The 19,345-nt window shown below is 60.0% G+C and carries 15 protein-coding genes; all 15 read right to left on the reverse strand.

Annotation, left to right across the window (positions count from 1 at the left end):
• Position 1: 1 nt before the first annotated feature.
• Positions 2-1,633, reverse strand: coding sequence for a CTP synthase (locus tag J5M73_RS09435; RefSeq protein ID WP_207815503.1), 1,632 nt, complete (start codon positions 1,631-1,633; stop codon positions 2-4).
• A gap of 274 nt (positions 1,634-1,907) precedes the next feature.
• The gene (gene tilS / locus J5M73_RS09440) at positions 1,908-3,224 is read right to left on the reverse strand and encodes a tRNA lysidine(34) synthetase TilS (protein ID WP_102861379.1); all 1,317 of its coding nucleotides are present in this window, start codon (positions 3,222-3,224) and stop codon (positions 1,908-1,910) included.
• Positions 3,225-3,339: 115 nt separating this feature from the next.
• Positions 3,340-4,287: an acetyl-CoA carboxylase carboxyltransferase subunit alpha gene (locus J5M73_RS09445; protein ID WP_016964689.1), complete on the reverse strand. Its 948-nt coding sequence runs from the start codon at positions 4,285-4,287 to the stop codon at positions 3,340-3,342.
• A gap of 139 nt (positions 4,288-4,426) precedes the next feature.
• Positions 4,427-7,948, reverse strand: coding sequence for a DNA polymerase III subunit alpha (gene dnaE / locus J5M73_RS09450; protein ID WP_102861378.1), 3,522 nt, complete (start codon positions 7,946-7,948; stop codon positions 4,427-4,429).
• 69 nt (positions 7,949-8,017) lie between these two features.
• The gene (gene rnhB / locus J5M73_RS09455; RefSeq protein ID WP_102861377.1) at positions 8,018-8,650 is read right to left on the reverse strand and encodes a ribonuclease HII; all 633 of its coding nucleotides are present in this window, start codon (positions 8,648-8,650) and stop codon (positions 8,018-8,020) included.
• An 11-nt stretch (positions 8,651-8,661) separates the two neighbouring features.
• Complete coding sequence (gene lpxB, locus J5M73_RS09460; protein WP_102861376.1) at positions 8,662-9,792, reverse strand: lipid-A-disaccharide synthase; 1,131 nt, start codon at positions 9,790-9,792, stop codon at positions 8,662-8,664.
• 2 nt (positions 9,793-9,794) lie between these two features.
• Complete coding sequence (gene lpxA / locus J5M73_RS09465; protein WP_102861375.1) at positions 9,795-10,571, reverse strand: acyl-ACP--UDP-N-acetylglucosamine O-acyltransferase; 777 nt, start codon at positions 10,569-10,571, stop codon at positions 9,795-9,797.
• Positions 10,568-11,008 carry a 3-hydroxyacyl-ACP dehydratase FabZ gene (gene fabZ, locus J5M73_RS09470; protein ID WP_007924058.1) on the reverse strand — a complete coding sequence of 147 codons (441 nt, stop codon included), beginning with the start codon at positions 11,006-11,008 and terminating at the stop codon, positions 10,568-10,570. Before fabZ ends, lpxA begins: the two co-directional genes overlap by 4 nt.
• 109 nt (positions 11,009-11,117) lie before the next feature.
• Positions 11,118-12,173, reverse strand: coding sequence for a UDP-3-O-(3-hydroxymyristoyl)glucosamine N-acyltransferase (gene lpxD, locus J5M73_RS09475; RefSeq protein ID WP_102861374.1), 1,056 nt, complete (start codon positions 12,171-12,173; stop codon positions 11,118-11,120).
• 3 nt (positions 12,174-12,176) lie between these two features.
• Positions 12,177-12,680 (reverse strand): OmpH family outer membrane protein, encoded by a 504-nt coding sequence (locus tag J5M73_RS09480; RefSeq protein ID WP_102861373.1) that lies wholly within the window; start codon positions 12,678-12,680, stop codon positions 12,177-12,179.
• 44 nt (positions 12,681-12,724) lie between these two features.
• Positions 12,725-15,115: an outer membrane protein assembly factor BamA gene (bamA, locus tag J5M73_RS09485; protein WP_102861372.1), complete on the reverse strand. Its 2,391-nt coding sequence runs from the start codon at positions 15,113-15,115 to the stop codon at positions 12,725-12,727.
• 74 nt (positions 15,116-15,189) lie between these two features.
• Complete coding sequence (gene rseP, locus J5M73_RS09490; protein ID WP_102861371.1) at positions 15,190-16,542, reverse strand: sigma E protease regulator RseP; 1,353 nt, start codon at positions 16,540-16,542, stop codon at positions 15,190-15,192.
• A gap of 48 nt (positions 16,543-16,590) precedes the next feature.
• Positions 16,591-17,781: a 1-deoxy-D-xylulose-5-phosphate reductoisomerase gene (ispC, locus tag J5M73_RS09495; RefSeq protein ID WP_102861370.1), complete on the reverse strand. Its 1,191-nt coding sequence runs from the start codon at positions 17,779-17,781 to the stop codon at positions 16,591-16,593.
• Positions 17,778-18,584, reverse strand: coding sequence for a phosphatidate cytidylyltransferase (locus J5M73_RS09500; RefSeq protein ID WP_207815505.1), 807 nt, complete (start codon positions 18,582-18,584; stop codon positions 17,778-17,780). Before J5M73_RS09500 ends, ispC begins: the two co-directional genes overlap by 4 nt.
• Positions 18,584-19,339 (reverse strand): polyprenyl diphosphate synthase, encoded by a 756-nt coding sequence (gene uppS / locus J5M73_RS09505; RefSeq protein ID WP_102861368.1) that lies wholly within the window; start codon positions 19,337-19,339, stop codon positions 18,584-18,586. Before uppS ends, J5M73_RS09500 begins: the two co-directional genes overlap by 1 nt.
• Between the last annotated feature and the right edge of the window lie 6 nt (positions 19,340-19,345).

Genomic DNA, 19,345 nt, shown 5'->3' on the forward strand with positions numbered 1-19,345 from the left:
TTCAAGCCTTCTTCTGGTGTTGAGCCAATGCTGCTTTGACGAAACCGCTGAACAGTGGGTGACCGTCACGTGGCGTCGAGGTGAACTCAGGGTGGAACTGGCAAGCGACGAACCATGGATGATCCGAAGCTTCGACCACTTCAACCAGCGCGCCGTCGCCCGAGCGACCAGAGATCTTCAGGCCAGCCTCGATCAGCTGTGGCAGCAGCTTGTTGTTCACTTCGTAACGGTGACGGTGACGCTCGATGATCACGTCCTTGGCGTAGCAGTCGTGGACCTTGGAGCCCGCTTCCAGCAAGCATTCCTGGGCGCCCAGACGCATGGTGCCACCCAGATCGGACGCTTCGTTACGCACTTCGACAGCGCCGGTGGCGTCTTCCCACTCGGTGATCAGACCGACGACCGGGTGACCGCTGGTGCGATCGAATTCGGTGGAGTTGGCATCTTTCCAGCCCATGACGTTACGGGCGAACTCGATGACCGCTACTTGCATGCCCAGGCAGATACCCAGGTACGGCACCTTGTTCTCGCGGGCGTATTGCACTGCAGTGATCTTGCCTTCCACGCCACGCAGGCCGAAACCGCCCGGGACCAGGATCGCATCAACGCCTTCCAGCAGCGCGGTGCCTTGGTTCTCGATGTCTTCGGAATCGATATAGCGCAGGTTGACCTTGGTGCGGTTGGTGATGCCGGCGTGACTCATCGCTTCGATCAGCGACTTGTAGGCGTCCAGCAGTTCCATGTACTTGCCGACCATGGCGATGGTGACTTCATGCTCAGGGTTGAGCTTGGCGTCTACCACCTTTTCCCACTCGGACAGATCGGCGCCGTTGCATTGCAGGCCGAAACGCTCGACGACGAAATCGTCCAGACCCTGGGCGTGCAGTACGGCCGGGATCTTGTAGATGGTGTCGACGTCTTCCAGGGAGATCACCGCACGCTCTTCAACGTTGGTGAACAGGGCGATCTTGCGACGCGAGGACACATCCACCGGATGGTCGGAGCGGCAGATCAGCACGTCAGGCTGCAGACCAATGGAGCGCAGTTCCTTCACCGAGTGTTGGGTCGGCTTGGTTTTGGTCTCGCCAGCGGTGGCGATGTACGGAACCAGGGTCAGGTGCATCAGCATCGCGCGCTTGGAGCCGACTTCGACCCGCAGTTGGCGGATGGCTTCAAGGAACGGTTGCGACTCGATGTCGCCCACGGTACCGCCGATTTCCACCAGGGCCACGTCGGCATCGCCGGCGCCCTTGATGATGCGACGCTTGATCTCGTCGGTGATGTGCGGAATCACCTGGATGGTGGCGCCCAGGTAATCACCACGGCGCTCCTTGCGCAGCACGTGCTCGTAGACACGGCCAGTGGTGAAGTTGTTGTTCTGGGTCATGGTCGTGCGGATGAACCGCTCGTAGTGGCCCAGGTCCAGGTCGGTCTCGGCGCCGTCGTGGGTGACGAACACTTCACCGTGCTGGAACGGGCTCATGGTGCCCGGATCGACGTTGATGTACGGGTCCAGCTTGAGCATGGTGACCTTAAGCCCCCGCGCCTCCAGGATGGCCGCCAATGAAGCCGAGGCAATGCCTTTCCCCAATGAAGAAACAACACCGCCCGTGACGAATATGTAGCGCGTCATGAAAAACCCTAGAAGTCTGCGTTAAAGCGGTCAGTGCCGCCGGGGAAAGCGAAGGAAGGCCGAAGCCCCCGATCACCTGCATTAATCACAGTGCACCTTTCAAAAAAACCGCCGCGTGGTGACAGACCGGATGCAAAAACACCGGTAGGTTGCTCGCTACACATTTTTTGGAATCGCCCAGCAAAGACTGCTTGGTAATCGGCAACTCCTGCAATTCAGGCGAATCCACAGAAGTTGTATCAAGAAGGGAGCGTAGTCTACCGGAAAGCCCCTTTCAGCTCAAACCTTGATCGCTGGTCAGTGGTCGCCAATGCAATTGCCAGTCGGCCTGGGGATTTGCCGCAAGCGCCGGCAGGTTTGCCACTGCCAGCAACCGCTCATCCTGGTACAGCAGCGGCAATCTGCCACGGACGAAGCTTGGTAGTCCGGCCTCGTTGAGCAGACGCTTCAGGTCACGATGACCACGTCCGGCCACCTGCAAGACTTCCCCACCCTGCCGATAACGGATGTGCAACGGGCCCTGGGGCGCCGAGCCGACGAAAAACACCTGGCCATTGTTAGGCAACTGCAACGGACTGCCCGGATCCTGCCATTCGATCCCGCTTTTCACCTGCTGCAACCAGGCACCAGACAGCCACCAGATTCGCCCTCCCGCGCGATGCACTTCGCCGTCGGCCAGGCACCATCGAGGATGCCCCTGCGCGCTGGCATCCCGCAGACTCTCCCAGCCGGCCCAATGATCGGTGTCCGGCAAACGGCCACGCTTGCTCAGCCAGTGACTCAAGACGTTGCGCTGCCGGGCCGGGGATAACGACTGCAAAGGAGCAAGGGCCAGTGACGGCAAGTCCAGCCAGGGAAAGTCGCTCTCCCCCTCGGCTGGCGCCAGATCCATCATCGCCAACTCATCGAGCAGGCCCTGTGCTTCTCTCAGGTGGGCGGCGCTGCGACTCATGCTGGTCGCGGCCTGAGGCCAGCGAGCAATCAACGACGGCATCACCTGATGCCGCAGATAATTGCGCGAATATTGATGATCGGCATTTGAAGGGTCCTGGACCCAGCTCAGGCAATGCTCGGCGGCGTAACGTTCAAGTTCGGCACGGGACACACCAAGCAAAGGTCGCAACAGGTGCCCTGCGCCCAAAGGTCGGCTTTCCGGCATTGCCGATAGCCCCCGGACGCCAGCACCGCGCAACAGTCGAAACAACAGGGTTTCGGCCTGATCATCACGATGCTGGGCTGTCAGCAGCAACTCATTGGCAGCGGTCAAGCGCTCGAATGCCCCATAACGCGCCTCCCGGGCAGCCCCTTCGAGACTGGAACCGGCCCGCACCTGGACATGAATCACCTGCAACGGCACACCCAGGGCAGCACAGATCGCCTGACAGTGGGCCGGCCAAGCATCCGCCGCCGCTTGCAGCCCGTGATGAACATGCACAGCCGTGAGCCGTGGAAGGCCATGTTGATGCGCCAGATCGACAAGGAGATGCAGCAGGACGGTGGAATCAAGTCCACCGGAGAAAGCGATGCGCCAATGAGCGGCTTCACGCCAGGGCGCCAGGCTTTTTAGGAGTTTGGCGGAGAGAGAGTTCATGAAGCTTCAAGCCCCGCAGGAGCATGTGCTCGAGAAAGGACGACGCCGCAATCTGATCGATTGCGGCGCCTGGGTCGCGAGCAAGCGTACCCCTACAAGGGGGAACAGTGCTCGATCAGAGACCGTAGCTCATCAGGCGGTCATAACGACGGGCCAGCAGGGTGTCGTTATCCATTTCCTTGAGCATTGCCAGCTGCGAGCTGAGTTCGGCACGGATCGAGGCAGCCGCGGCGGCTGGATCACGATGGGCGCCACCCAGCGGCTCGCTGATGACCTTGTCGACAATGCCCAGGCCTTTCAGACGCTCGGCGGTGATGCCCATGGCCTCGGCTGCATCGGCGGCCTTTTCCGAGGTTTTCCACAGGATCGAGGCGCAGCCTTCCGGCGAGATCACCGCATAAGTGGAATATTGCAGCATGTTCAACTGGTCGCAGACGCCGATGGCCAATGCGCCGCCGGAACCACCCTCACCGATCACGGTGGCGATGATCGGGGTCTTCAGGCGCGCCATGACCCGCAGGTTCCAGGCAATCGCCTCGCTCTGGTTGCGCTCTTCAGCGTCGATGCCCGGGTAGGCGCCCGGGGTGTCGATGAAGGTCAGGATCGGCATCTTGAAGCGTTCGGCCATTTCCATCAGGCGGCAGGCCTTGCGGTAGCCTTCCGGACGCGGCATGCCGAAGTTGCGGCGTACCTTCTCGCGCACTTCGCGGCCTTTCTGATGACCGATGATCATCACCGGCTGCTCGTCCAGGCGAGCAACGCCGCCGACGATCGCGGCGTCGTCAGAGAAGTGGCGATCGCCATGCAGCTCGTCGAACTCGGTGAAGATGTGCTGGATGTAATCCAGGGTGTACGGACGACGCGGGTGCCGCGCCAGACGTGCGATCTGCCAGCTGGTGAGCTTGCCGAAGATGTCTTCGGTCAGGGTATTGCTCTTGTCCTGCAGGCGGGAAATCTCATCGCCGATATTCAGCGAATTGTCATTACCGACCAAGCGCAACTCTTCGATCTTGGCTTGCAGGTCGGCGATCGGCTGTTCGAAATCAAGAAAATTCGGGTTCATAGGCGTCCGTCTGGGCTCGACGTCCAAGGGGGCTTGGGCCGGCCGGTTGTCTATTCGCGCCCTACCTTAAGGGACGGACGCGTTGAGGTCGAGATTAAAAATTCATGTGGCGATGAGGCGCAATGATGGCACCTCACCGTCAACGGTATTGGAGGAAGACGTTGTCTCGCCCGAACTGGTCACGCAGGGCTTGAATCAAGCTGTCTGCCGGGTCGATCCGCCAGTTCTCGCCAAACTGCAGCAAGGCCTTGGCGTCGTTACGGGTGTACTCCATGGTGATCGGGCACGCACCGCGGTGACGCTTGAACAACTCACCCAGCCAGCGTAGCTGATCGCCCTTGAGGGCATCGGTATGGACTTTCAGGCGCAGGCTTTCCGCCAGGTTGGTCCGCGCGTCTTCCATGCTCATCACCCGCTTGACCCGCAAACGCAGGCCGCCGGAGAAGTCGTCGTTGCTCACCTCGCCTTCCACCACCACCATGGCGTCGGTCTGCAACAGCGACTGGGCCGAGTGGAAGGCATCGGCAAACAAGGAGGCCTCGATCCGCCCCGAACGGTCGTCGAGGGTGATGAAGCCCATCTTGTCGCCCTTTTTGTTCTTCATCACCCGCAGGGCAATGATCATGCCCGCTACCGTCTGGGTATCCCGGGCCGGTTTCAGGTCAATGATGCGCTGACGAGCGAAGCGGCGGATCTCGCCTTCATACTCATCAATCGGGTGCCCGGTCAGGTACAGACCGAGGGTATCTTTCTCGCCTTTAAGGCGCTCCTTGAGGGTCAGCTCCTTGGCCTTGCGATGGTTGGCGTAGACATCCGCGTCCTCATCGACGAACACCCCGCCAAACAGGTCGGCGTGGCCGCTGTCGTGGGTACGGGCAGTTTGCTCCGCCGCCTTGATCGCCTCTTCCATGGCGGCCAGCAGTACCGCGCGGTTCTGGTCGATGTTGGCCTGGTAGGCCTTGGGCTCGTCGAAGAAGTGCGGGCCGAGACGGTCCAGGGCACCACTGCGAATCAGACCATCCAGGGTCCGCTTGTTAATGCGCTTGAGGTCGACCCGGGCACAGAAATCGAACAGGTCCTTGAACGGCCCCTCAGCACGTGCTTCGGTGATGGCTTCCACCGGTCCCTCGCCCACCCCTTTGATCGCGCCAAGGCCATAAACGATGCGACCTTCATCGTTCACCGTGAACTTGAATTCGGAAGTGTTCACGTCTGGCGCATCGAGGCGCAGTTTCATGGTCCGCACTTCCTCGATCAAGGTCACGACCTTGTCGGTGTTGTGCATATCCGCGGACAGTACCGCCGCCATGAAGGGCGCCGGGTAGTGAGCCTTGAGCCAGGCAGTCTGGTACGACACCAGGCCGTAGGCGGCGGAGTGGGATTTGTTGAAACCGTAACCGGCGAATTTTTCCACCAGGTCGAAGATGTTGCCCGCCAGGTCCGCATCGATATTGTTGCTGGCGCAACCCTCAATGAAACCGCCACGCTGCTTGGCCATTTCCTCGGGCTTTTTCTTACCCATGGCCCGACGCAGCATGTCCGCACCACCGAGGGTGTAACCGGCCATGACCTGGGCAATCTGCATCACCTGTTCCTGATACAGGATGATGCCGTAGGTCGGCGCCAGAACCGGGCGCAGGCCATCGTACTGATAGTCGGGGTGCGGGTAGGCGAGTTCGGCGCGACCGTGCTTACGGTTGATGAAGTCATCCACCATGCCCGATTGCAGCGGCCCCGGACGGAACAGGGCCACCAGTGCAATCAGGTCTTCCAGGCAGTCGGGCTTGAGCTTCTTGATCAGCTCCTTCATGCCCCGGGATTCAAGCTGGAATACCGCAGTGGTTTCAGCTTTCTGCAACAGGCTGTAGGTCGGCTTGTCGTCCAGCGGGATAAAGGCGATATCCAGCGGTTCCTCGCCGACCTTGGCGCGGTCGCGGTTAATGGTTTTCAGCGCCCAATCGATAATGGTCAGGGTCCGCAGACCGAGGAAGTCGAACTTCACCAGACCGGCCGCCTCGACGTCATCCTTGTCGAACTGGGTCACCAGGCCGCCGCCTTCTTCGTCGCAGTAGATCGGCGAGAAGTCGGTGAGCTTGGTCGGCGCGATCACCACACCACCGGCGTGTTTACCGACGTTACGCACCACGCCTTCAAGCTTGCGCGCCATTTCCCAGATTTCCGCCGCTTCTTCATCGACCTTGATGAAGTCCCGCAGGATCTCTTCCTGCTCGTAGGCTTTTTCCAGGGTCATGCCAACTTCGAAGGGGATCATCTTCGACAGACGGTCGGCCAGGCCATAGGACTTGCCCTGAACCCGCGCCACGTCGCGCACCACCGCCTTGGCCGCCATGGAACCAAAAGTGATGATCTGGCTTACCGCGTTGCGGCCGTACTTCTCGGCCACGTAATCGATCACCCGGTCGCGACCGTCCATGCAGAAGTCGACGTCGAAGTCGGGCATGGAGACCCGTTCCGGGTTAAGGAAACGTTCGAACAGCAGGTCGTATTCCAAGGGGTCGAGGTCGGTGATCTTCTGCACGTAGGCCACCAGGGAGCCGGCACCCGAGCCTCGGCCCGGACCTACCGGCACGCCGTTGCTCTTGGCCCACTGGATAAAGTCCATAACGATCAGGAAGTAACCGGGGAATCCCATCTGGATGATGATATCCAGCTCGAAATTCAGCCGATCGACGTAGACCTGGCGCTTGGCTTCATAGTCCTCGGTGGTGTCCTTGGGCAGCAGCACGCTGAGGCGCTCTTCCAGGCCATCGAAGGAAACCTTGCGGAAATACTCATCGATGGTCATGCCATCAGGAATGGGGTAATCGGGCAGGAAGTGCTTGCCCAGCTTGACTTCGATATTGCAGCGCTTGGCGATCTCGACCGTGTTTTCCAGCGCCTCGGGCAGGTCGCTGAACAGCTCGGCCATTTCCTCGGCGCTTTTCAGGTACTGCTGATCGCTGTAGTTCTTCGAACGGCGCGGATCATCCAGGGCCCGGCCTTCGCCGATGCACACCCGGGTTTCATGAGCCTCGAAATCTTCCTGCTTGATGAAACGCACATCGTTGGTGGCCACCAGCGGCGCACCGATCTTGTCGGCCAGGGCCACGGCGGCGTGTAGCTGCTCTTCATCATTGGGTCGGTTGGTACGCTGCACTTCCAGGTAGAAACGGTCCGGGAAGACCGCCATCCACTCCCGGGCCAGGGTTTCGGCGACCTCCAGGTCACCGGCGATCAGCGCCATGCCAATCTCGCCCTCCTTGGCCGCCGAGAGCATGATCAGGCCTTCTGCGGCCTCTGCTACCCACTCGCGCTCGATGATGATCTGGCCATTGCGCTGGCCATCGATAAAGCCGCGGGAAATCAGCTCGGTCAGGTTGCGGTAACCCACGGCGTTCATCACCAGCAGGCTGATGCGGCTCAGGGGGTTATCCGGGTCCTTGTTCGACAGCCACAGGTCGGCGCCGCAGATCGGCTTGATCCCCGCACCCATGCTGTTTTTGTAGAACTTGACCAGGGAACACATGTTGTTCTGGTCGGTGACCGCCACCGCAGGCATGCCCATGCCGGTGAGAGCCTTGACCAGCGGCTTGATCCGCACCAGACCGTCGACCAGGGAGTATTCAGTGTGCAGGCGCAGGTGAACGAATGAAGCCGGCATAGTGATCCTGTAATAAGCGCGAAAACAACAAGGCCCGGATTGTACCGGGCCTCGACTAAAACATCAGCCTCAGGACTGAATCTCGCCCTGCGCCTCACGGGCTTCATAGGCCTGCCGCACCGGGGCGAAGGAACGCCGGTGAATCGGCGTCGGCCCCAGGCGGGCCAGGGCCTCCAGGTGCACCGGCGTCGGATAGCCTTTGTGGCCACCGATACCGTAACCCGGGTAGATCAGCTCGAAAGCGGCCATTTCCCGGTCGCGGCTGACCTTGGCCAGAATCGACGCTGCAGCGATCGCCGGAACCTTGCTATCGCCCTTGACCACCGCCTCGGCCGGCATCGCCAGCTTCGGGCAACGGTTGCCGTCGATCATCGCCAGCTTCGGCGTCACGCTCAGGCCTTCCACCGCTCGCTGCATCGCCAGCATGGTGGCGTGGAGGATGTTCAGCTCGTCGATCTCTTCGACTTCAGCCCGAGCAATGCACCAGCTCAGGGCCTTCTCACAGATTTCATCGAACAGCTTCTCGCGACGGGCCTCAGTGAGTTTCTTCGAGTCGTTGAGGCCCAGAATCGGCCGTTGCGGATCAAGAATCACCGCAGCAGTGACAACCGCCCCGCACAAAGGGCCACGGCCAACTTCGTCGACACCGGCCACCAGGTCCTCGGCATCGGCCACCAGGGTGAAATCCAGGCCCATCTGCATCTTTGAATTACTCACAGGGTTTTGCCGATCAACCCAAGTACCGCTTGCGCGGCCTGGTTGGACGCATCACGGCGCAAGGTTCGGTGGATCTCGTCAAAGCCGCGGGTCTGCTCTTCACCGCCATCGATCAGCGGCGACAGCGTCTGAGCCAGGGCCTCGGCAGTAGCGTCGTCCTGCAGCAACTCGGGCACCAGCAAACGCTGGGCCAGCAGGTTCGGCAAGGAAATATATGGACTCTTGACCATGCGCTTGAGAATCCAGAAGGTCAGCGGCGCCAGGCGATAGGCCACCACCATCGGACGCTTGTAGAGCAAGGCCTCCAGTGTGGCGGTACCGGAGGCGATCAACACCGCGTCACAAGCGGCCAAGGCCTTATGGGACTGACCATCGAGCAAGGTCAGCGGCAGGTCGCGACTGGCCAGCAGCTCTTCCAGCTGGACCCGACGCTCCGGGCTGGCGCACGGCATGATGAAGCGCACGCCTGGGCGCATGGCTCGTAAACGCTGGGCGGCATCGAGGAACAAGGCACCCAGGCGCCCTACTTCGCCGCCACGGCTGCCGGGCATCAAGGCCACCAGCGGACCGTCGGGCAAGCCCAGCTCCGCACGCGCTGCAGCGCGATCGGCTTGCAACGGAATGGCATCGGCCAGGGAGTGACCGACGAACTTCACCGGTACACCCTGCTCTTCATAGAAGCGAGCCTCGAAGGGAAACAGGGTCAGCATCAGATCGCAGCCTTCGCGGATCTTCAGAACCCGCTTCTGCCGCCATGCCCAGACCGACGGACTGACGTAGTGCACCGTCTTGATCCCGGCCTGACGCAACTTGAGTTCGATATTCAGGGTGAAATCCGGGGCATCGATCCCGATGAACACATCCGGCTTTTCAGCAATCAGGGTCTGGATCAGCTTCTTGCGTCGCGCCAGCAATTCACGCAACCGCCCAAGCACCTCCACCAACCCCATGACCGCCAGGCGCTCCATGGGAAAGTAGGAAGTGAGGCCTTCGGCTTCCATCAGCGGACCGCCGACGCCAATAAATTCAACGGCCGGGTGCTGAGCCTTGAAGGCTCGCATCAAACCGGCGCCGAGAATGTCGCCGGAGGCTTCGCCAGCCACCAGCGCAATACGCAGAGTGTTCATGTTTAACGGGTGATGCCGCGAGTCGAAGACTGGATCGAGTCACGAAACACCGCGACTTCGGGGAACTGTGCAGCCGGCTCGGCCAGTTCGGCCAGGGCCTGATCCACCGTCAGCCCTTGGCGATAGACCGTCTTGTAGGCGCGACGCAGTGCATGGATTGCATCTTCGCTAAAGCCGCGACGGCGCATGCCTTCGAAGTTCATGCTGCGGGCTTCGGCAGGGTTGCCGAACACCGTGACGAATGCCGGCACATCCTTGCCGATGGCGGTGCCCATGCCGGAGAAGCTGTGAGCGCCGATATGGCAGTACTGATGCACCAGGGTGAAGCCGGAGAGAATCGCCCAATCATCCACGTGCACATGCCCGGCCAACGCAGTGTTGTTGACCAGGATGCAGTGGTTGCCAATGACACTGTCGTGGCCGATATGGGCATAGGCCATGATCAGGTTGTGATCGCCCAGAGTGGTTTCGGAACGGTCCTGGACGGTGCCACGGTGAATGGTCACGCCTTCGCGGATCACGTTGTGGTCGCCAATAACCAGGCGGGTTTCCTCGCCTTTGTACTTCAGATCAGGCGTGTCCTCACCTACCGAGGAAAACTGGTAGATGCGGTTGTGCTTACCGATCCGGGTAGGGCCCTTGAGAATCACATGGGGCCCGATCACTGTACCCTCGCCGATTTCCACACCAGCGCCGATGATCGACCACGGGCCAACCTCAACGTCGTCGGCCAGGATGGCCGTCGGATCGATGATTGCGCGAGGGTCAATCAAACTCATAGTTTGCGTTCCGCACAGATGATTTCAGCGGAGCAGACAGGCTTGCCGTCTACCGACGCCTGGCACTCGAACTTCCAGATCTGACGCTTGCAGCTGATGAACTTGGCTTCAAGAATCAGTTGGTCGCCCGGCAGTACTGGCTGACGGAAGCGCAGCTTGTCGGAACCGACGAAGTAATAAAGGGTGCCGTCGGCTGGCTTCACGTCGAGCATCTTGAAACCGAGAATGCCCGCAGCCTGAGCCATGGCCTCGATGATCAACACGCCCGGCATGATCGGATGCGCCGGGAAGTGACCATTGAAGAACGGCTCGTTGATGCTGACATTCTTGTAGGCACGAATGCACTTGCCCTCGACATCCAGGTCCACTACCCGATCCACCAACAGGAAAGGGTAACGGTGAGGCAAGTATTCGCGAATCTCGTTGATGTCCATCATTTCGGGGGGAAGCCTGTAGTAAAGAGTGGGAGCGCGCGACTAACGCACGCCCCTCTAGCAAATCAAGGAGGCAGTCTAGCGGCTGTGCACACTTGATATGGAAATGGTATCAGCCATCTGATGAAGCATTGCCGTCAGGGGTCACGTCCCCAACGCGCTTTTCCAACTGGCGCAAACGCCGCGCAAGGTCATCGAGCTGACGGATGCGTGCCGCGCTTTTGCGCCACTCGGCAGCAGGTTGCATGGCCGTACCGGAAGAGTAAGCGCCCGGCTCGGTAATCGAGTGGGTCACCATGGTCATTCCAGTGAGGAATACGTTGTCACAAATCTCGATGTGCCCTACCAGACCCACACCGCCGGCGAGCATACAGTGCTTGCCGATCTTGGTGCTGCCGGAAATTCCCACACAAGCCGCCATCGCCGTGTGATCGCCGACCTGGACGTTGTGGGCAATCTGAATCTGGTTATCCAGCTTCACACCGTTGCCGATGACGGTATCGGCCAGAGCGCCGCGGTCAATCGCCGTATTGACGCCGATTTCCACATCGTCACCGATGGTCACACCGCCAATCTGCGCGATCTTCTGCCAGATGCCTTTTTCATTGGCAAAGCCGAAACCTTCACCCCCGAGCACCGCCCCCGACTGGATGACCACACGCTGACCAATGCGCACATCGTGGTACAAGGTCACCCGCGGGGCCAGCCAGCCGCCTTCGCCGATTTCGCAGCGAGCGCCGATAAAGCAGTGGGCGCCGATGGTCACTCCAGCCGCAATCCGCACACCAGACTCGATCACTGCAAACGGACCAATGCTGGCCGCCGGGTGCACCAGCGCATCGGCAGCAATCACCGCTGACGGATGGATACCCGCTGGCGCCTTGGGCTTGGGATCGAACAGATGGGAAATACGGGCGTAGGACAGATAAGGATCAGCCACCACCAATGCATCGCCGGCATAAGCCTCGGCATCAGCGGCCTTCAGCAATACCGCGCCCGCCTGGCAGTCCACCAGGTACTTGCGATACTGCGGATTTGCCAAAAAGCTCAACTGAGCTGGGCCAGCCTCCTGCAAGGTGGCTAGCCCAGTGATTTCCTTCTCCGCGTCGCCACGCAAGGTGGCGCCGAGGAACTCGGCCAATTGGCCGAGTTTTATGGTCGCGGTCATGGCTTACTTCAGCTGATTCATGCGCTCGATAACTTGGCGAGTGATGTCGTACTGAGGTTTGACATCGATCACTGCGCCACGCTCGAAAACCAGGTCGAAAGCACCTTTCTTGATGACTTCTTCAACGGCGCTGTCCAGCTTCGGCTTCAGTTGCTTGAGCATCTCGCGGTCAGCAACGGCCTTGGCTTCGTTCAGTTCCTTGGACTGGAACTGGAAGTCCCGAGCCTTTTGCTTGAATTCGAGCTCCAGACGCTCACGCTCGCCTTGCTGCATCTTGTCGCCACCGGCCACCAGGCGATCCTGGATGCCCTTGGCACTGCTTTCCAGAGTCTTCAGCTTGGTCAGTTGCGGGCCGAATTTCTTCTCGGCATCCACCGCGTACTTCTTGGCCGCGTCGGACTCCAGCAGAGCCATCTGATAGTTCAGAACAGCGATTTTCATTTCGGCAAACGCCGGGCTCGCGACCAGTACGGAGGCCAGGAGAACCAATTGAGTCAACTTACGCACGATGCACTCCTACAAAATCCATTGTCGTTATCTTGGGTAGACTATTAGAAAGTCTGACCGAGAGAGAATTGGAACACCTGAGTTTCAGCGTCATCCGGTTTCTTGATCGGCATCGCCAGGGCAAAGCTCAATGGCCCCAAAGCAGTGACCCAAGTCACACCAACACCCACCGAACTGGCCAGATTGCTCAAGCTGATATCGTTGCACTGCGTTTTCACATTCGACGCCGCAATGGTGTTGGACGTGCTTTCACAGCGAGAGTTGAAGACGTTACCCACATCCCAGAACAACGAAGTGCGCAGGGAACGCTGATCTTTGACAAACGGCAGCGGGAACAGCAACTCGGCACCACCCTGGATCAATACGTTACCGCCGAATGGCAGTGGATCCTGGTCTGGGTCGGCAGCTGTACCGGCGTTACCGGTTACACCAGCACCACGACTCGGAGTACTGCGCGGCCCCAGGGTACTGTCCTTGAAGCCACGTACCGAGTTGAAACCACCAGCATAGTAGTTCTCGTAGAACGGCAAGCCCTTGGTATCACCAAAGCCGTCGCCATAACCCAGTTCGGTATGGAAGCGCATGGTGTAGTTCTCACTCAGCGGAGTGAACAACTGACCACGGTAGTCGAGCTTGAAGAACGACAGGTCGCTACCTGGAGTAGTGGTTTCCAGAACCAGGCTTTGCGAATGGCCGCGAGTGGCCAGCACACCTTTGTTCAGGGTCGACTCGGACCAGCCGGCCGACGCCTTGAAGTTGAGGTAGCTGTCGCCCTGCTTGTTCACGAAGTCGAAGATTTCGTCGACGGTGTACAGGCCGGTCTTGATCTTGTCCTGCTGCGCGGTCAGGCCGAAGGTCAGACGCGAAGTCTCACTGATCGGGTAGCCCACGCTGACGCCGGCACCGAGGCTGTCCACCGCATAGCTGGCCACGTCGACGTCGAGGTCTTTGTAGTCAGTGGTGCGATAGAAAGCGTTGTAACCCAGGCTCACGCCATCGGCGGTCCAGTAGGGGTCAACGTAGCCGAAGTTGTAGCGGCTCTGGTATTCGCTGCGGGTCAGACCGATGCTGACCTTGTTACCGGTACCCAGGAAGTTGTTCTGGGTAATGGAACCACCGAGGATCAGACCAGCGCTCTGGGCGAAACCGACACTGGCGGTGATCGAACCGGATGCTTGCTCTTCAACCGCGTAGTTCACGTCAACCTGGTCATCAACACCCGGTACAGCCGGGGTCTCGACGTTGACTTCCTTGAAGAAGCCCAGGCGCTCAAGACGGGTCTTGGACTGGTCGATCAGGTAGGTCGAAGCCCAGCCGCCTTCCATCTGACGCATTTCACGACGCAGCACTTCGTCCTCGGACTTGGTGTTGCCACGGAAGTTGATACGGTTGACGTAGGCACGTTTACCCGGGTCTACCACGAAGGTGATGTCCACGGTGTGGTCTTCATCATGAGGCTGAGGCACGCCGTTGACGTTGGCGAAGGTGTAGCCCTCGTTACCCAGACGGCGGGTAATCAGTTCGGAAGTGGTGGTCATCAGCTTGCGCGAGAACACCTGGCCCTTCTCCACCAGCAACAGTGCCTTGACCTGGTCTTCAGGTACTTTCAGGTCGCCGCTGAGCTTCACGTCACGAACGCTGTACTTCTCGCCTTCGTTGACGTTGACGGTAATGTAGACGTGCTTTTTGTCCGGGGTGATGGACACCTGGGTCGAAGCAATATCCATATTGATATAGCCACGGTCCAGGTAGTAGGAACGCAGACGCTCCAGGTCACCGGAGAGCTTTTCACGGGCGTACTTGTCGTCGTTCTTGAAGAACGACAGCCAGTTGGTGGTCTTGAGTTCGAACAGGCCAATCAGGTCTTCGTCTGGGAAGACAGTGTTGCCCACCACGTTGATGTGCTGGATGGCTGCGACCGTGCCTTCGTTGATATTGACCTTCAGGCCGACACGGTTGCGTGGCTGCGGAACCACTTCAGTCTCAACGGTGGCCGAGTAACGGCCCTGGGCGACATATTGGCGCTGCAACTCGTTACGAACGCCTTCGAGTGTTGCACGCTGGAAGATCTCACCTTCGGCCAGACCGGACTGTTTCAGGCCCTTCATCAAGTCTTCGGTGGAGATCGCCTTGTTGCCTTCGATCTCGATACTGGCAACCGACGGCCGCTCGACTACCGTAATGACCAGGACGTTGCCATCGCGGCCCAGTTGGATGTCTTGAAAGAAACCGGTTTTGAACAGCGCACGAGTGGATTCCACCAGGCGACGGTCGTCCGCCTGCTCGCCGACGTTCAACGGCAAGGCACCAAAGACGCTACCCGCGGAAACGCGCTGAAGGCCGTTGACGCGGATATCGGAGATAGTGAAGGACTCGGCGTGAACTTCGGCGATCATCAATACGGTGAGAACCGCAGTTAGCAGCAGACGTTTCATGAAGTCCTTTCTTATTCCAACTGGCAATAAACAAACTGCCGCAAAATGCGGCAGATTCGCAATTCAGCGAAGCGTTACAGACGACCCAGATCGTTGACCAGAGCAAGCAGCATGACTCCGACCACCAAGCTGATACCGATCTGTATCCCCCAACCTTGCACCCGATCCGACAAGGGACGACCACGCGCCCACTCGATCAGATAGAACAACAAATGCCCCCCATCCAATACCGGGATGGGCAACAAATTCAGAACACCCAGGCTAATACTCAGATAAGCAAGGAAATTCAAGAAATCAGCAATGCCCGACTGGGCAGAAGCGCCCGCCACTTTAGCAATGGTTATCGGTCCACTCAAGTTTTTTACCGAGAGCTCGCCGAACAACATTTTCTTCAGTGATTCGAGGGTCAGGACACTCATGGTCCAGGTCCGTCGAGCCCCTTCGCCAATCGCCTCCAGCGGGCCATAACTGACCTCGCGAAGCATCTCCGCAGGCCAGTCGACAGCTTTCACCCCAGCCCCAAGGTAGCCATTGGGCGCTTTGTTTTCGCCACGGCTGGCCAAGGTCACAGGGACGTCGATTTGAGCACCATCGCGCTCGACTTGCAGCACAATTTTCGTATCAGGGTGCACACGAACCCAATCAACCACCTGCTGCCAGTCACTGAGCGACTGCCCATCCAGCGCCAGCAGACGGTCGCCGGTTTTCAGGCCGGCAGCTTGGGCCGGGCCTTTCGGATCGAGCTCAGCCAGCACGGGGGGCAATGCCGGGCGCCATGGGCGGATCCCCAGGGAGCGGATCGGGTCCGGCTCGTCGGCGCCCTTGAGCCATTTGTCCAGCACCAGCTGGCGAGAGGAGTCAACCGTCGCGCCCTGCTCGCGCACCTGCACCTGCAGCGTTCCGCTTTCACCCAGACGGCGCACCAGTTGCAGATTCACCGCCGCCCAACCGGAAGTTGGCTCACCATCGATGGCAACAATTTCCTCGCCGGCACCGAGGCCGGCCTTGGCGGCTATGCTCCCCGCCTCTACGCCACCGATGACCGGTCGGACCTGCTGACTGCCCAGCATCGCCAGGGCCCAGAAGAACACCAGGGCGAGTAGGAAGTTGGCGATCGGGCCGGCGGCAACAATAGCGATACGCTGGCGCACGGACTTGCGATTGAAGGACTGGTCGAGTTCATCGAGGGCCACTTCGCCTTCACGCTCGTCGAGCATCTTCACGTAGCCACCCAGGGGAATGGCGGCGATCACAAACTCGGTACCGCGACGATCGTGCCAGCGCAGCAACGGCATGCCAAAGCCCACGGAGAAGCGCAGCACCTTGACGCCACAGCGACGTGCGACCCAGAAGTGACCGAATTCATGGAAGGTGACCAGCACACCCAGGGCTACCAGGGTGCCGACAATCATATAGAGCGCGCTCATCTACTTTCTCCGCAATCCTATTCGCCGCCACTCGCCCGGTCGCAAATCCTATCGCCCGTTACGCTGCAACCATTGTTCTGCCAGGCTTCGGGCCTTGGCATCCGCCGCAAACACTGCATCGAGCTCATTGACTGCAACTACAGGTTCAAGGAGCAAGACTTCGTCGATGATACTCGCGATCTCCGGGTAACGGATGCGCCGATCAAGAAAGGCCGAAACAGCCACTTCATTGGCCGCATTGAGCATCGCCGGAGCGCTGCCCCCCGCCTCGGCAGCTTGACGCGCCAGACGCAGGCAAGGGAACCGCTGCTCGTCGGGTGCCTGGAAGTCCAGACGGGCAATCGCGAACAGATCCAACGGGGCGACACCGGAGTCGATACGTTCCGGCCAGGCCAGGGCGTTGGCGATAGGCGTGCGCATATCCGGGTTCCCCAACTGGGCAAGCACCGAGCCGTCGACATAATCCACCAGGGAATGGATCACGCTCTGCGGATGCACCACCACCTCGACCTGAGAAGGCTTGGCATCGAACAACCAGCAGGCCTCGATCAACTCCAACCCCTTGTTCATCATGCTCGCCGAATCCACGGAGATCTTGCGCCCCATGGACCAGTTCGGATGGGCACAGGCCTGTTCCGGCGAAACATGTTCGAGCTCGGCCAGAGGCGTCTGACGGAATGGGCCGCCCGAAGCGGTCAACAGAATCCGTCGCACCCCGACCTGACTCAAGCCCCGAGAAAAATCCCCAGGCATGCATTGGAAAATCGCGTTGTGCTCACTGTCGATAGGCAGCAGCACCGAGCCACTCTTGCCTACCGCCTGCATGAACAGTGCGCCGGACATCACCAGCGCTTCTTTATTGGCCAGGAGGATCTTTTTGCCGGCCTCCACCGCCGCGAGGGTCGGACGCAGGCCCGCCGCCCCGACAATGGCCGCCATCACCGCATCGACTTCAGGCGCCGAGGCAACTTCACACAACCCCTGCTCCCCCACCAACACCCGAGTCGACAGGCCAGCGGCTCGCAGATCGTCCTGCAAAGTCCTCGCCGCAGCGACCTCAGGCACCACGGCAAAACGCGGCACATGGCGCACGCACAACGCCAGCAACTCGGCCAGACGGCTGAACCCGCTAAGGGCAAACACCTGATAGCGATCCGGATGACGAGCAATCACACCCAGCGTACTCAGGCCAATGGAGCCCGTAGCCCCCAGAACCGTGATCTGTTGCACACGACTCACAGTGCAGCCATCCACAGCAACACCGCAAACACCGGAATCGCCGCCGTCAGACTGTCGATCCGATCGAGCACACCGCCATGCCCCGGCAACAGATTGCTGCTGTCCTTGATGCCGGACTGACGCTTGAACATGCTCTCGGTCAGGTCACCGACCACCGAAATGAAGACCACAATGGCCGCACCCAACAGCCCCAACAGGATCTGTCCGAAGGACCAATCACGCACCAGCCCGACCACTGCCGTGATCACCAGGCTCAATACCAGGCCGCCATAGACGCCCTCCCAGCTCTTGCCAGGACTCACCTGCGGCGCCAGCTTGCGCTTGCCGAAGGCCTTGCCGGAGAAGTAGGCACCGATATCTGCCCCCCAAACCAGCACCATTACCGCCATGATCAACCAATTGCCCAGTGGCAACTGCTTGATGAACACCAAGCCCTGCCAGGCCGGCAACAGGATCAATAGACCGATCAGCAGCTTGGGGGCCGCCCCGGACCATTGCTCACTGGTGCGCGGATAGGTCAGCACCAGGAAAGTCGCCAACCCCCACCACAACACCGCGGCACCCAGTACCCAAGGCGCAACACCCGGGACCAGATACATCAAGAACAGCAGCGCCGCCACTACCAGCGCGTAAGCCACCCGAGCCGGCTGCGCCTCGAAACCCGCCAGGCGCGCCCACTCCCAGGCCCCCAGGCTCACCACCAGACCGATGAACAGGGCAAACCCCGAACCTTCGAGCAGGAAAAACCCGCACAAGGCGATCGGCAGCAGGATCAGCGCAGTAATGATTCGTTGTTTAAGCATTAAACCCGGGCTCCAGCCTCGACCTGCTCGCTCGTTTTACCGAAGCGCCGCTGGCGAGATGCGTAATCGGCCAGCGCGTTGCGCATGGCTTCGTGTTTGAAGTCCGGCCAGAACAGGTCGGAGAAATACAGCTCGGCATAGGCCAGCTGCCACAGCAGGAAATTACTGATGCGATGCTCACCACCGGTGCGGATGCAGAGGTCCGGCAACGGCAAGTCGCCGGTTGCCAGACAGGTCTGCAACAGGCCCGGCGTGATGTCCTCGGGCCGCAGGTGACCGGCCTGAACCTCACGCGCCAGGCGCTGGGCGGCCTGGGCGATATCCCATTGACCGCCGTAGTTGGCAGCAATCTGCAGAATGAAACGATCACTGCCCGCGGTAATCGCTTCCGCCTCGCGCATCGCCGCCTGCAACTCGGGATGGAAACGCGAACGGTCGCCAATGATCCGCAGACTGATCTTGTTCTCGTTAAGACGCTTGGCCTCACGCCGCAGCGCCTTGAAGAACAGATCCATCAAGGCACTGACCTCATCGGCCGGGCGCTGCCAGTTTTCACTGGAAAAGGCAAACAGGGTCAGGACTTCAACCTTGGCCTCAGCGCACACTTCGATCACTGCACGTACCGCGTCAACGCCCGCTTTATGCCCGGCAACACCCGGCATAAAGCGTTTTTTTGCCCAGCGGTTATTACCGTCCATGATGATCGCGACATGGCGCGGCACCGAGGACAACACGGACTGCTTGGTCTTTTCCATGAAAAC

This window comes from Pseudomonas sp. 50_B, assembly GCF_017491625.1.
GTDB lineage: Bacteria > Pseudomonadota > Gammaproteobacteria > Pseudomonadales > Pseudomonadaceae > Aquipseudomonas > Aquipseudomonas danubii.

What these genes read in the sequence shown, in the direction of transcription:
- J5M73_RS09435 (WP_207815503.1), bottom strand. Translation starts at nt 1,633, where the DNA reads ATGACGCGCTACATATTCGTCACGGGCGGTGTTGTTTCTTCATTGGGG.
- bamA (WP_102861372.1), bottom strand. Translation starts at nt 15,115, where the DNA reads ATGAAACGTCTGCTGCTAACTGCGGTTCTCACCGTATTGATGATCGCC.
- dnaE (WP_102861378.1), bottom strand. Translation starts at nt 7,948, where the DNA reads ATGCCGGCTTCATTCGTTCACCTGCGCCTGCACACTGAATACTCCCTG.
- fabZ (WP_007924058.1), bottom strand. Translation starts at nt 11,008, where the DNA reads ATGATGGACATCAACGAGATTCGCGAATACTTGCCTCACCGTTACCCT.
- rnhB (WP_102861377.1), bottom strand. Translation starts at nt 8,650, where the DNA reads ATGCAGATGGGCCTGGATTTCACCCTGGTGGCCGATGCCGAGGACCTG.
- J5M73_RS09445 (WP_016964689.1), bottom strand. Translation starts at nt 4,287, where the DNA reads ATGAACCCGAATTTTCTTGATTTCGAACAGCCGATCGCCGACCTGCAA.
- lpxA (WP_102861375.1), bottom strand. Translation starts at nt 10,571, where the DNA reads ATGAGTTTGATTGACCCTCGCGCAATCATCGATCCGACGGCCATCCTG.
- tilS (WP_102861379.1), bottom strand. Translation starts at nt 3,224, where the DNA reads ATGAACTCTCTCTCCGCCAAACTCCTAAAAAGCCTGGCGCCCTGGCGT.
- rseP (WP_102861371.1), bottom strand. Translation starts at nt 16,542, where the DNA reads ATGAGCGCGCTCTATATGATTGTCGGCACCCTGGTAGCCCTGGGTGTG.
- lpxB (WP_102861376.1), bottom strand. Translation starts at nt 9,792, where the DNA reads ATGAACACTCTGCGTATTGCGCTGGTGGCTGGCGAAGCCTCCGGCGAC.
- lpxD (WP_102861374.1), bottom strand. Translation starts at nt 12,173, where the DNA reads ATGACCGCGACCATAAAACTCGGCCAATTGGCCGAGTTCCTCGGCGCC.
- uppS (WP_102861368.1), bottom strand. Translation starts at nt 19,339, where the DNA reads ATGGAAAAGACCAAGCAGTCCGTGTTGTCCTCGGTGCCGCGCCATGTC.
- J5M73_RS09500 (WP_207815505.1), bottom strand. Translation starts at nt 18,584, where the DNA reads ATGCTTAAACAACGAATCATTACTGCGCTGATCCTGCTGCCGATCGCC.